Source organism: Paraburkholderia heleia NBRC 101817 (assembly GCF_000739775.1).
In the GTDB taxonomy this organism is placed as follows: domain Bacteria; phylum Pseudomonadota; class Gammaproteobacteria; order Burkholderiales; family Burkholderiaceae; genus Paraburkholderia; species Paraburkholderia heleia.
In genome coordinates this window covers 51059-63250 of the sequence record NZ_BBJH01000004.1, presented here as the reverse complement: position 1 = coordinate 63250, position 12192 = coordinate 51059, and the positions used below count along the sequence as shown (strand labels likewise).

10 protein-coding genes are annotated in these 12192 nt (G+C 66.0%); 3 read left to right on the top strand and 7 right to left on the bottom strand.

The genetic code is table 11. The features are described 5' to 3' along the window. Positions 1 to 13: 13 nt before the first annotated feature. The 4 genes from BHE01S_RS04115 to BHE01S_RS04100 form a co-directional block, all read right to left on the bottom strand. Positions 14 to 691 (bottom strand): SDR family oxidoreductase, encoded by a 678-nt coding sequence (locus tag BHE01S_RS04115; protein WP_042260895.1) that lies wholly within the window; start codon positions 689 to 691, stop codon positions 14 to 16. An 88-nt stretch (positions 692 to 779) separates the two neighbouring features. Next, positions 780 to 1976: an acetyl-CoA C-acetyltransferase gene (locus BHE01S_RS04110; protein ID WP_042260893.1), complete on the bottom strand. Its 1197-nt coding sequence runs from the start codon at positions 1974 to 1976 to the stop codon at positions 780 to 782. Positions 1977 to 2050: 74 nt separating this feature from the next. Further along, positions 2051 to 3853 carry a bifunctional isocitrate dehydrogenase kinase/phosphatase gene (aceK, locus tag BHE01S_RS04105; RefSeq protein WP_042261268.1) on the bottom strand — a complete coding sequence of 601 codons (1803 nt, stop codon included), beginning with the start codon at positions 3851 to 3853 and terminating at the stop codon, positions 2051 to 2053. A gap of 25 nt (positions 3854 to 3878) precedes the next feature. Beyond that, positions 3879 to 4322: a MerR family transcriptional regulator gene (locus BHE01S_RS04100; RefSeq protein WP_042260890.1), complete on the bottom strand. Its 444-nt coding sequence runs from the start codon at positions 4320 to 4322 to the stop codon at positions 3879 to 3881. Between the two features lie 190 nt (positions 4323 to 4512). Between BHE01S_RS04100 and BHE01S_RS04095 the strand changes: the two genes are divergently transcribed. Then, positions 4513 to 5583, top strand: a complete 1071-nt coding sequence (locus BHE01S_RS04095) for an MBL fold metallo-hydrolase (protein ID WP_042260888.1) — start codon at positions 4513 to 4515, stop codon at positions 5581 to 5583. A gap of 76 nt (positions 5584 to 5659) precedes the next feature. Here the strand turns inward: BHE01S_RS04095 and lolA are convergent, their stop codons facing one another. Both lolA and BHE01S_RS04085 read right to left on the bottom strand, forming a co-directional pair. Then, positions 5660 to 6367 carry an outer membrane lipoprotein chaperone LolA gene (gene lolA / locus BHE01S_RS04090; RefSeq protein WP_042260886.1) on the bottom strand — a complete coding sequence of 236 codons (708 nt, stop codon included), beginning with the start codon at positions 6365 to 6367 and terminating at the stop codon, positions 5660 to 5662. 99 nt (positions 6368 to 6466) lie between these two features. Continuing rightward, a complete protein-coding gene (locus tag BHE01S_RS04085; RefSeq protein WP_042260884.1) occupies positions 6467 to 8788 on the bottom strand; it encodes a DNA translocase FtsK in 2322 nt (773 codons plus the stop codon). A gap of 370 nt (positions 8789 to 9158) precedes the next feature. Here BHE01S_RS04085 and trxB point away from each other — a divergent pair, with 370 nt between their 5' ends. After that, positions 9159 to 10154 (top strand): thioredoxin-disulfide reductase, encoded by a 996-nt coding sequence (gene trxB / locus BHE01S_RS04080; protein ID WP_042260882.1) that lies wholly within the window; start codon positions 9159 to 9161, stop codon positions 10152 to 10154. Positions 10155 to 10190: 36 nt separating this feature from the next. Continuing rightward, complete coding sequence (locus BHE01S_RS04075; protein ID WP_042260881.1) at positions 10191 to 10967, top strand: Smr/MutS family protein; 777 nt, start codon at positions 10191 to 10193, stop codon at positions 10965 to 10967. A gap of 99 nt (positions 10968 to 11066) precedes the next feature. On the opposite strand, the gene BHE01S_RS04070 is transcribed toward BHE01S_RS04075, so the two are convergent. Beyond that, a complete protein-coding gene (locus BHE01S_RS04070) occupies positions 11067 to 12185 on the bottom strand; it encodes an ABC transporter ATP-binding protein (RefSeq protein WP_042260879.1) in 1119 nt (372 codons plus the stop codon). Positions 12186 to 12192: the final 7 nt, after the last annotated feature.

Here is a 12192-nt window from a genome sequence, read left to right as displayed (position 1 = left end):
GATGGGCGGCGCTTTACCAGTCGAGTTCGGTGCCGTCGTACTGGAAGAAGCGGCCGTTGAAGACGTCGCGCGCGGCGGCCGCCTCGGCCACCACCTCGCGCATGCCGGCGACGCTCGCCGCCGGGTCGATCGCCGCGTGCGCGCCGCCCATGTCGGTGCGCACCCAGCCCGGATGCAGCGCGACGCAGGTGGCGCGGCGCGTTTGCAGCGAGGTGATCTTCAGCACGTCGTTGAGCGCGGCCTTGCTCGCGCGATAGAGCCAGCCCGTGGTGCCCGTGGTCTCCGCAATGCTGCCCATACGGCTCGACAGCACGCCGAGCACGCCGTGGGCGTCGTCGACGAGCGGCAACAGGACGGGAATCAGCTGCATCGGGCCGCGCACGTTGGTGTTCATCACGTATTCGAAGTCTTCGGCCGTGATGGTCTCCACGCCCTCGGTGCGCGGGCCGTAGACGCCTGAGACGACGAGCGCCACGTCGAGCCGCTCGCCGTCGAGCTTCCAGCCGAGCGCGGCGATTTCCTCCGGCCGCGCGATATCGAGCTGGAAGGTCTGCGCGCCGATTGCGCGCAGGGCCTCGAGCGCTTCGGGCCCGCGCGCGGTGGCCAGCACGCGCCAGCCGGCCTTCGCATACTGCCGCGCGAACTCGAAACCGAGGCCCCGCGACGCGCCCACGATCAACGCTGTCTTCATCTCGTCACCTTGCTTGTCTGTGCATTGAAGCCGCTGCGGCGCACCGCTTCCCCGCCCTGCAAAGCGGTGCGCTTCTTCTGGCGCTAGCCTACAGCAGTTCGACGCCCATCGCCGTGGCTTCTCCACCGCCGATGCACAGCGTCGCCACGCCGCGCTTGCCGCCGCGTGCGCGCAACGCGCCGATCAGCGTCACGAGAATGCGCGCGCCCGAAGCGCCGATCGGGTGACCGAGCGCACACGCGCCGCCGTTCACGTTGACCTTCTCGTGCGGCAGATCGTGCTCCTTCATCGCGGCCATCGTGACCACGGCAAAGGCCTCGTTGATTTCGTAGAGATCGACGTCTTCCGCCGTCCAGCCGGTCTTTTCGAACAGCTTCCGGATCGCGCCCACCGGCGCCGTCGTGAACTTCGCGGGCTGCTGCGCGAAGGTGGAATGGCCCGTCACGCGCGCGAGCGGCGTAAGGCCGAGCTGCTGCGCCGTCGATTCGCGCATCATCACGAGCGCCGCCGCGCCGTCCGAAATCGACGACGAATTTGCTGCCGTCACCGTGCCGGTTTTGCTGAACGCGGGCTTGAGCGTCGGGATCTTGTCGGGATTGGACTTGAACGGCTGCTCGTCGCGCTCGATGGTCGTTTCACCCGCGCGCGAGGTCACCTTCACCGGCGCGATCTCCCAAGCGAACGAGCCGTCCTCGTTGGCGCGTTTCGCGCGCTTGAGCGACTCGATCGCGAACGCGTCCTGACGCTCGCGCGAGAAGTCGTACTCGCCCGCGCATTCTTCCGCGAACGTGCCCATCAAACGGCCCTTGTCATAGGCATCTTCGAGGCCGTCGAGGAACATGTGATCGAGCACCTGGCCATGGCCCATGCGCATGCCGGCGCGCGCCTTCGGCAGCAGATAAGGCGCGTTCGACATGCTCTCCATGCCGCCCGCGACGATCACATCGGCCGAGCCCGCCAGCAACATGTCGTGCGCGAACATCGCCGCGCGCATGCCCGAGCCGCACATCTTGTTGACGGTCGTCGCGCCCGCTGCGGGCGGCAGGCCCGCGCCGAGCGCCGCCTGGCGCGCGGGCGCCTGGCCCTGCCCCGCGGGCAGCACGCAGCCCATCACGACCTCGTCGATCTGTTCGGGCTTCAACCCCGCGCGCCCGACGGCCGCCGCGATCGCGGCCGCGCCGAGCTGCGGCGCGGTGAGCGCCGCGAAATCGCCCTGAAAACCCGCCATCGGCGTGCGCGCCGCCGAAACGATCACGATGGCATCCTGCTTTTGCGTCTCACTCATGTTGGTGCTCCTCGATGAATCCGCTTGAAATCCGTTTGAATTAGCTTGAATCCGTTCAAATCCTGGCCGCGCGCTCAGGCAACACGCACGGCCGGCGCCTCTTCGCGCGCGAAACGTTCGGGGTAACACACGCGGAAACGAATCGATGCGTCGTAGGGAAAGCAGTCCGGCACTTCGCCCGCGATGAGCCTCGCGCGGCTCTCCTGCCAGAGCCCGGGCTCGAAGAAGTCCGCGTGATGCGCGAGAAACGCGCGCTTCACGCGCGGATCGCCGAGCAGGAACGCGCCGTACGTCTGCGGAAAAATATCGCGCGGGCCGACTGCGTACCACGGCTCGGCCGATAGTTCGTCTTCCTCATGACGCGGCGGCGGCACGGCGCGCACGTTGCAGTCGGTGAGATATTCGATCTCGTCGTAGTCGTAGAACACCACCCGGCCGTTGCGCGTCACGCCGAAATTCTTGTAGAGCAAGTCGCCCGGAAAGATGTTCGCGCGCAGCAGATCCTTGATCGCGTTGCCGTATTCGCGTATGCCATGCTCGACTTCGGCGTCACTGCCGTTCTGCAGATAGAGATTGAGCGGCACCATGCGCCGCTCGATGTAGACGTGACGGATCACGAGCTTGTCTCCCTCGTACTCGAGCATCGAGGGCGCAAGCGTTTCCAGCTCGCGCACGAGCGCCTCGTCGAGCCGCGCGATGGGCAGCGCCACGCTCGAATATTCGAGCGTGTCGGCAAGGCGCCCTAGCCGGTCGTGGCGCTTCACGAGCTGATACTTCGCTTCGACCTGCTCGCGCGTGGTCTCTTTCGGCGCGGGAAAGCTGTCCTTGATGACCTTGAACACGTACGGATACGAAGGCAGCGTGAACACGATCATCACCATGCCGCGTATGCCTGGCGCAACGATGAACCGGTCGCTCGAATGCGAGAGGTGGTGCAGCAGGTCGCGATAGAACAGGTTCTTGCCCTGCTTCTGCAAGCCGAGCGATGTGTAGATTTCGCCCTTGGCCTTGCGCGGCATGATGGTGCGCAGAAACTCGACATAGGCGGACGGCACTTCCATGTCCACCAGAAAATACGAGTGCGAGAAGCTGAAGAGAACGAGCAGCTGCTCCGTGCGCAGCAGCACCGTGTCCAGTGCAAGCTTGCCCGGCTCCACATGACGGATCGGCACGACGAACGGCGCGAGCAGATCGCCGTTGATGATGCGCCCGACGATATACGCGCCTTTATGGCGGAAAAACAGCGACGACAGCACGTGAATCTGGAAGTTCGGCTTGGGCTCGACCACACCGAAGGTGCCGAGCATCGTCTGCATGATGCAGTCGACGTCGCGCCCGAGATCCTCGAACGGCGTCTCCAGCTGGAAGTTCGTGACGATGCGCTCGAGCGTCGCCGCGACGCCGTCCTTGCCCGGATAGTAGGCGCGGTAGGTGGGCTTCGCGGCAGGCTCGTCGTTCTCGATGTATTCGGTCGAGATGGCGGGCCGCACGAAGATGAAATCGTTGTTGAAGTAGGAGCGATGCAGGATCTTGCAGCACACGGAATTGAAGAACGTCTCCGCGCATTCGGGTTGCCGGTGCGTGGTGAGCAGGCCGATGTAGTGCAGCTTGATCTGCTGCCAGACTTCGTCATCGATGCTCTCGGCGCCATATTCGTCTTCGAGCGCCACCACGCACTCCTTCACGCGATCGTCATAGGAAGCGATGCGCTCGCGCGCGAGCTGCTGCAAAGCGCGCCAGTCGGCCGCCTCGAAGAACGTCCGCGCCCTCGCCGCCGCGTCGCAGAAGTTGTGGTAGTGACGGTTGAAGCCGTCGAGCATGGTCTGCGCGACATCGAAGCCGATCTGCGAAGAAAGCAGTTTCGGGAAGTGTTTCATGGCGGCCATGCCCGTTGCGCGAGCGTCAGGGTTTCGCGCGAGCGGCGGCGGGAGCGTCGCTATCGTGCATCTCGCTCTCGTGCGTCGCATTCCTGTCGAGCAGCGCGCGCGCCTGGGCCTCGTACTGCGCGAGGTCTTCGAGCGTCGCGTCGAGGTCCGCGCGCTGGCGCTCGAGTATCTCGCGGTGATGCACCACGGTGTCGAGGAACGCCTGGAGCTGCGGGAGCGTGTCGGTCGGCGACTCGTAAAGGTCGAGCAGCGTGCGGATCTCCGAGAGCGTGAAGCCGAGGCGCTTGCCGCGCAGCGTCAGCTTCAGCCGCGTGCGATCGCGCCCCGAAAAGACGCGCTTCAAGCCGCCCGCGCCTTCGCGGCTCGGCGCGAGGAGGCCCTGGTCCTCGTAGAAGCGGATCGCGCGCGGCGTTACGTCGAATTCCCGGGCGAGTTCGGTAATCGTGTACTGGGTCGTCATGGTGTGCGAAAGGCGGCTGGCCCGGCGGTTGTCTGCACGACAACGCGAGGGACGATAGAATCGACGTTTACGTTATCGTCAAGTACGCGGTTATGCAACCGGCAGGAGCGACGCGCAAGACGCGCTTTGCATGGGGCCGGACGAGGCGCTCAAGCGCCAATGCCGCCCCGCACAGGAGAAGACACCCCCAATGAACGCCCTCGAACACCAGCTCGACTACCCCTACGCCGACACCCTGCCGGAGCCGGGCCTCGCCTTCGACGTCGCGCCCGGCGTGAAATGGCTGCGTATGCCGCTGCCGTTCGCGCTCGACCACATCAACCTCTGGCTGCTGCGCGACGAGATCGACGGCCAGCCAGGCTGGACCGTGGTGGACTGCGGCATCACCAACGACACCATCAAGGCCCGCTGGGAAGCCGTGTTCGAGAACCAGCTGGAAGGCCTGCCGGTGCTTCGCGTGCTCGTCACGCATTGCCACCCCGACCATATCGGCCTTGCGCACTGGATTTGCGCGGGCGGGGACAAGGCGCGCTGGGACGTGCGCCTGTGGACCACGCTCGGCGAATACATGCAGGCCCGCGTGATGGCGGCCGGCGACGGCTCGAACGCGGGCGGCGAAGGCGCCGCGCGCCATTTCGCGCGCCACGGGCTCACCGACGAAGCCTCGCTCGACAAGCTGCGCAACCGCCACGGCTACTACGGCAGCCTCGTCCCCGCTCTGCCCACGCAGTACCGCCGCCTGCGCGAAGCCGACACGGTGGCGATCGGCGGGCGCGACTGGCGCGTCATCACGGGCTACGGGCATTCGCCCGAGCATTGCGCGCTGTTCTGCGCAGCAACCGGCGTGCTGATCTCCGGCGACATGGTGCTGCCGCGCATCTCGACCAACGTCTCCGTGTTCGACATGGAGCCGGAAGGCAATCCGCTAGGCCTCTATCTCGAATCGCTCGGCCGCTACGAAACCTTGCCCGAGAACACGCTCGTGCTGCCCTCGCACGGCAAGCCGTTTCGCGGCGTGCGCACGCGCATCGCGCAGTTGCGCGCACACCATGACGCGCGTCTTGCCGAAGTGATCGAAGCGTGCGAACGCGCGCCGCAAAGCGCCGCGGACATCGTGCCGATCATGTTCAGGCGCGAGCTCGATATCCACCAGATGACCTTCGCGATGGGCGAGGCGCTCGCGCACCTGAACCTGCTCTGGCTCGCGGGCAAGGTCACACGCACGGCCGGCGCGGACGGCTTGATCCGCTTCACGGCCTGAGAATCGACGGCGTATAAAAAACGGGCGGCCCGCATAAGGAGCCGCCCGTTCTTACGTGGAGCGCGAGTGAACCGCTTTAATTCGCGCCGCCCGTGATCAGATCGGCGCCCTGCGGCCGCACGAACTTGAAGGTCGAAGCCGGCAGCGAAGGGTTCTTCTCGATGTTGGAGAACGTGAGCAGCGTCACGTTGCCGAACACGTCGTGCAGTTCCATGGCTTCGAGGTTCCCGTCGCGAAAGCCGATGCCCACGCTCTTGAACTGCGTGTCCTTCGACTTCGGAACCAGCTCCAGCCAGTCGATGCCGTTCTTCACGCCCGCGTCGGAGAGCGTGAAGTTCTTGTCGAGATCGTTGCTGCCGAACAGGATCGCCGCCGGGCTCGCGCCGAGTGCGCCGCCGAGCTTGCGCTCGGTCACCTGGTTAAGGTCCTTGTCGTAGACGTAGAGGTTGTCGCCGTCCGACTGCAGCACCTGCTGATATGGCTTCTCATACGACCAGATGAACTTGCCGGGCCGCGCGAACACGAATGTGCCGCTCGACGTCCTGGCGTTCAGCGTGGCCGTGGCAATGGCGTCGCTGGCGTTCTTCGCGCCCGAGGGCGCCTTGAGTTCCCGCTGAACGAAACTGCCGCGCGCGGAATGCACCTGCGAGACGAACTGCTTCAGTTGATCGGTGCCGCTCGCATACGCCTGCGAGACCATCAGGACCGACGCGCCGAGCGCAACGAAGAGGGCGCGGCGCGCGGTGCGCGCAAAGCGGGTCGGAAGTCCAGCCGGATACTGCATCTATCGTTCTCCAAGAGGTGTTTCTTTGGCCGCCGGGTTGCCGGGAGCCGTTGCCGCGCCGTTACCTGAGCCGCTGCAAAGAGCGGCGGCCAGCGTGGCTTATTCGGCGTCGCCGCGGTTGGGCACGAGGATCTCGCGGTTGCCGCTCGACGACATCGCCGAAACGAGCCCGGACTGCTCCATCTGTTCGAGCAGCCGCGCCGCGCGGTTGTAGCCGATGCGCAAGTGCCGCTGCACGAGCGAAATCGACGCGCGGCGATTCTTGATGACCACTTCGACGGCCTGGTCGTACAGCGGATCGGACTCGTCGCCGGTGCCGCTGGTTCCCGCAGCGGTGCCCTCGTCGCCCTCGCCGCCCACCCCGCCTTCGAGAATGCCTTCGATATAGTTCGGCTCGCCCTGCTCCTTGAGCTTCTCGACGACGCGGTGCACCTCGTCGTCGGCCACGAACGCGCCGTGCACGCGCACGGGCAGACCGGTGCCCGGCGGCAGGTAGAGCATGTCGCCCATGCCGAGCAGCGACTCGGCGCCCATCTGGTCGAGAATCGTGCGCGAGTCGATCTTCGAGGAGACCTGGAACGCGATGCGCGTCGGCACGTTGGCCTTGATGAGGCCGGTGATGACGTCCACCGAAGGCCGCTGGGTCGCGAGAATCAGGTGGATGCCGGCCGCGCGCGCCTTCTGTGCGATACGCGCGATCAGCTCCTCGACCTTCTTGCCGACCACCATCATGAGGTCGGCGAGTTCGTCGATCACGACCACGATATGCGGCAGCTTTTGGCACGGCTCCGGATCGTCCGGCGTGAGGCTGAACGGGTTCGGGATCTTCTCCTCGCGCTTGTTCGCCTCATCGATCTTGTTGTTGTAGCCCGCGAGATTGCGCACGCCCAGCTTGCTCATGAGCTTGTAGCGGCGCTCCATCTCGGCCACGGTCCAGTTCAGCGCGTTGCCGGCCTGGCGCATGTCGGTCACGACCGGGCAGAGCAGATGCGGAATGCCCTCGTAGACGCTCATTTCGAGCATCTTCGGGTCGATCAGGATCATGCGGACCTGCTCGGCGCTCGCCTTGTAGAGGAGCGACAGGATCATCGCGTTGATCCCCACCGACTTGCCCGAGCCGGTCGTGCCGGCCACGAGCAGGTGGGGCATCTTCGCGAGATCGGCGCAAACCGGCTTGCCGCCGATGTCCTTGCCAAGGCCCATGGTGAGCGCCGAAGGCGCATCGGCATAAACCGCCGAGCCGAGGATTTCCGAAAGACGCACGGTCTGGCGGCGCTGGTTCGGCAGTTCCAGCGCCATGAAATTCTTGCCCGGAATCGTTTCCACCACGCGGATCGAGACGAGCGAGAGCGAACGCGCAAGGTCCTTCGCGAGGTTCACGATCTGGCTGCCCTTCACGCCCGTGGCCGGTTCGATCTCGTAGCGCGTGACGACCGGGCCCGGATACGCGGCCACCACGGCCACGTCCACGCCGAAGTCCTTGAGCTTCTTCTCGATCAGGCGCGAGGTGAATTCGAGCGTGTCGTCGGAGATGGTTTCCTGGGTGGCCGCCGCCGGGTCGAGCAGCGAGATCGCCGGCAGCGTGGAGTCGCCCGGCAGGTCCTTGAAGAGCGGCACCTGGCGCTCTTTCTCCACGCGCTCGGAGCGCTGCGGCGTGACCACCGGCGGCACGATCGTCACCGGCTCGTGTTCCTCGATCTTCACGCGGCCGCGCTCGACCTTGCCTTCGCGCTTCACGGCCGCCGCTTCGCCGAGCTTGCGGTCGCGGCCCGCCTCGCGGCGCAGCCTCGCCATGGTTACGGCGCTGATGATGGATTCGCCGACCTTTTCGGCGACCGAGAGCCACGAAAAGCGGAAATAAAGCGAAAGACCGATGGCGAGCGCGAGCAGGAGCGCGAGCGTGCCGCCCGTGAAGCCGAGCGCGTGCGAAACGCCGCGCGCAACCGCGCCGCCCACCACGCCGCCGGGCGCCTGGGGCAACTGCACCTTGAGCGACCACATGCGCAGCGCTTCGATGCCGCAGCTCGACAGCATGACGAGCACGAACGACAAGGCTTCGGCGACCCAGCTGATGTCGCGCGGCTTGTCTTCGTCATCGTCGGCAACCGCTTCGTGGTGCGTGATGCGCTGGTAGTTCGCCGAGATGAGGCGGGCGAGCAGCACGATCCACCAGTAGGCCGAAAGCCCGAACAGCAGCAGCAGGATGTCCGAGACGCGCGCGCCGACGCGCCCCGCCCAGTTCGAGATGTGGTCGACCTGGGCCGCGTGCGTCCAGCTCGGGTCATGGCGGCTGTAGCTGATGAGCGCCATCAGCAGGAACACGCCTAGCGCGACCTGCAGGATCCAGCGAATTTCGGTGAAAAGGCGCGACATGCGGTGAGGCAATGCCTGCGCCTGCGCGGAATAGGGAGCTTTGGCCATTGAATCCTGGGCTGATTCTTGATGCGTTTGCGGTCCGCCAGTCCTGCCGTCTGCCCGAAACCCCGGGCAGACGGGCGCGGCCGCCGTCGTCCGATCCGGCCTATTGTAAACGCGTTGTTTCTGCCCCGGCGCCCCCTCGCTGTAAATGACGGTAACTGACAACGCTGCGCAGGCGCCGCAGGGCGACATGCGGCCGCGAGTTCAGGCTATCGCGCCGATGAGGAAGCTTCATTAAGCGGCGAAGGCCCCCCGCCTTTATAATTGCGGGCTGATGCCCAACTCCATGCGTGAGCCCCGCCGCAGCGCCCGGCGGCCCTTGCCGGGCGCCCGGCCTTACGCGCCACGCTGCGTCTTTCTACGGAATGCGATCATGTCTGCAACCAAACACGCGAAAGTCCTGATTCTCGGTTCCGGCCCCGCCGGCTACACGGCTGCCGTCTATGCGGCGCGCGCGAACCTTTCGCCGCTGCTCGTCACCGGCCTCGCCCAGGGCGGCCAGCTCATGACGACGACCGACGTCGAAAACTGGCCCGCAGACCCGAACGGCGTGCAAGGCCCCGAACTGATGCAGCGTTTCCTCGAGCACGCCGAGCGCTTCAACACGGAAATCGTGTTCGATCACATCCATACGGCCAGGCTAAACGAAAAGCCCATCCGCCTGATCGGCGACTCGGGCGAGTACACCTGCGACTCGCTCATCATCGCGACCGGCGCGTCGGCGCAATATCTCGGCCTGCCGAGCGAAGAGCTGTACATGGGCCGCGGCGTATCGGCCTGCGCGACCTGCGACGGCTTCTTCTACCGCAACCAGCACGTCGCCGTGGTCGGCGGCGGCAACACGGCCGTCGAAGAAGCGCTCTACCTCTCGGGCATCGCGAAGAAGGTCACGGTCGTCCACCGCCGCGACAGGTTCCGCGCCGAGCCGATCCTGATCGACCGCCTGCTGGAAAAGGAAAAGGAAGGCGTGGTCGAGATCAAGTGGGATCACGTGCTCGACGAAGTGAAGGGCAACGAAGGCGGCGTGAACGGCCTGCGCATCAAGAACGTGAAGACGGGCGAGACCACCGAACTCGACCTGCAGGGTCTGTTCGTCGCGATCGGCCACAAGCCGAACACGGACATCTTCGAAGGCCAGCTCGAGATGAAGAACGGCTACATCATCACGAACGGCGGCCTGAGCGGCAACGCCACCGGCACGAGCGTGCCGGGCGTGTTCGCGGCCGGCGACGTGCAGGATCATGTCTATCGCCAGGCGATCACGAGCGCGGGTACGGGCTGTATGGCCGCGCTCGACGCGCAGCGCTTCCTCGAGACCGTCAACGAACTGGGCCAGGCGCACGTGATGAGCGCCGAGGCCGACCGCTAAGCCGGACGGGCGCCAACTCACCCAGCGTCCTTCGCCATGCCCAAGAACGTGCCCCACCCGGGCGAGCCCAGGCGCCCCGCCACGGCTCGCCCTGCTCCTGAGCCCACGCCGGTTCCGGCAGCGGAGGAAGCCGCGGCCGGCAAGACGGCTTCTGGCTTCGCCGGCCTCGGCAGCCTGCGCGACGCGCTCAAGGTGCAAACCCGCCAGCGCGAGCGCGAACGCGCGGCTGCACAGGCGGCGCGCGTCGAAGCCGCCGCCGACAGCGACCTGTTTCGCCGCGAGATCGGCCAGGTCGCGCCGCTCAGGCAGCCCGTTCGCGCGCAGCCGCGCCGCGCGGCACCCGTGCCGCTGCCGCTGCAAACGCGGCTCGACGAGCAGGCCGTGCTGCACGAAGCGATCTCCGACGAATTCGACCCGGAAGCGTTTCTCGACACCGACGACTCGCTCTACTACCACCGCCCCGGCGTGAGCGAGGAGGTCGTCAAGAAGCTGCGGCGCGGCACGTGGATCGTGCAGGCGCAACTCGACCTGCATGGCATGCGCCGCGAGGAAGCGCGCGAGGCCCTGCAGAACTTCATTCGTGAAGCGGGCAAGCGCGGGCTGCGCTGCGTGCGCGTGATCCACGGCAAGGGCCTCGGTTCCGTCGGCAAGGAGCCGGTGCTCAAGGGCAAGGTGCGCGCGTGGCTCGTTCAGAAGGAAGAAGTCATCGCGTTCTGCCAGGCGCGGCCGCACGACGGCGGCGCGGGCGCTGTGCTCGTGCTGTTGCAGCCGCACCCGGTCGGGCACGGACAGCATCATTCGCACGCGCCCTGACCGAACCGCGCATCGGCGTGTCGATATGACAAAACCCCGTTGCTGCGTGCGCAGCAAACGGGGTTTTGTCATTGCGCCGGGCAAACCGGCGCGCGGCGATCAGGCGAGGCGCTCTTCCGTCTTCGGGTCGAACAACACGGCCTTCGACACGTCGAACAGCAGTTCCATGTTGTTGAGCGGCTGCGGGTTCGCACCCGGGTGCACGCGGCTCACGATGCGCTTGCCGTTCACCTGCGCGAACACGAGCGTGTCCGGACCGGTCGGCTCGATCACGTCGACCTTCACCGAGTGACGCTGCAGCTCGTGGCCGTGGCCGTCGTGCGAGCTGCGCGCGTCGGTGATGCGCTCCGGGCGCAGGCCCAGCACCACTTCCTGGCCGATCTGGCCGCGCAGCTTGTTCGCTTCGAACGGCAGGTTCAGCACGCTGCGCGCCACACCCGTGTCGAGTTCGATACCGATGCCCGAACCCTGCTCCACCAGCTTGCCGTTGATGAAGTTCATCGGCGGCGCGCCAATGAAGCCCGCCACGAAGAGGTTCGACGGCGAGTCATAGATGTCCTGCGGCGCGCCGAACTGCTGCACGATGCCGTCCTTCATCACCGCGATGCGGTCGCCGAGCGTCATCGCTTCGATCTGGTCGTGCGTCACGTAGACGATCGTCTTGCCCACGCGCTGATGCAGCAGCTTGATTTCCGAGCGCATTTCGATGCGCAGCTTCGCGTCGAGGTTCGAGAGCGGCTCGTCGAACAGGAACATGATCGGATCGCGTGCGAGCGCGCGGCCCATCGCCACGCGCTGGCGCTGGCCGCCCGAGAGCTGGCCGGGCTTGCGGTCGAGCAGGTGCTGGATCTGCAGCATGCTCGACACGCGGTCAACGATCTGCGCTTGCTCGGCCTTCGGCACCTTGCGGATGTTCAGGCCGAACGAGATGTTCTCGCGCACCGTCATGGACGGATAGAGCGCGTACGACTGGAACACCATTGCGATATCGCGGTCCTTCGGCGAGAGGTTATTCACCACCTTGCCGTCCATGCAGATCTCGCCCTTGGTCACGGTTTCGAGACCCGCGATCATGTTGAGCAGCGTCGACTTGCCGCAACCCGAGCCGCCGACCAGAATCAGGAACTGGCCGTCTTCGATATCGATGTTCACGCCCTTGAGGACGGGGACCCCGTTCGGGTAGGTCTTGTAGACGTCGCGAATGGAAAGGCTTGCCATGATGCTA

What these genes read in the sequence shown, in the direction of transcription:
- BHE01S_RS04070 (WP_042260879.1), bottom strand. Translation starts at nt 12,185, where the DNA reads ATGGCAAGCCTTTCCATTCGCGACGTCTACAAGACCTACCCGAACGGG.
- BHE01S_RS04095 (WP_042260888.1), top strand. Translation starts at nt 4,513, where the DNA reads ATGAACGCCCTCGAACACCAGCTCGACTACCCCTACGCCGACACCCTG.
- BHE01S_RS04100 (WP_042260890.1), bottom strand. Translation starts at nt 4,322, where the DNA reads ATGACGACCCAGTACACGATTACCGAACTCGCCCGGGAATTCGACGTA.
- BHE01S_RS04085 (WP_042260884.1), bottom strand. Translation starts at nt 8,788, where the DNA reads ATGGCCAAAGCTCCCTATTCCGCGCAGGCGCAGGCATTGCCTCACCGC.
- BHE01S_RS04115 (WP_042260895.1), bottom strand. Translation starts at nt 691, where the DNA reads ATGAAGACAGCGTTGATCGTGGGCGCGTCGCGGGGCCTCGGTTTCGAG.
- trxB (WP_042260882.1), top strand. Translation starts at nt 9,159, where the DNA reads ATGTCTGCAACCAAACACGCGAAAGTCCTGATTCTCGGTTCCGGCCCC.
- lolA (WP_042260886.1), bottom strand. Translation starts at nt 6,367, where the DNA reads ATGCAGTATCCGGCTGGACTTCCGACCCGCTTTGCGCGCACCGCGCGC.
- BHE01S_RS04075 (WP_042260881.1), top strand. Translation starts at nt 10,191, where the DNA reads ATGCCCAAGAACGTGCCCCACCCGGGCGAGCCCAGGCGCCCCGCCACG.
- BHE01S_RS04110 (WP_042260893.1), bottom strand. Translation starts at nt 1,976, where the DNA reads ATGAGTGAGACGCAAAAGCAGGATGCCATCGTGATCGTTTCGGCGGCG.
- aceK (WP_042261268.1), bottom strand. Translation starts at nt 3,853, where the DNA reads ATGAAACACTTCCCGAAACTGCTTTCTTCGCAGATCGGCTTCGATGTC.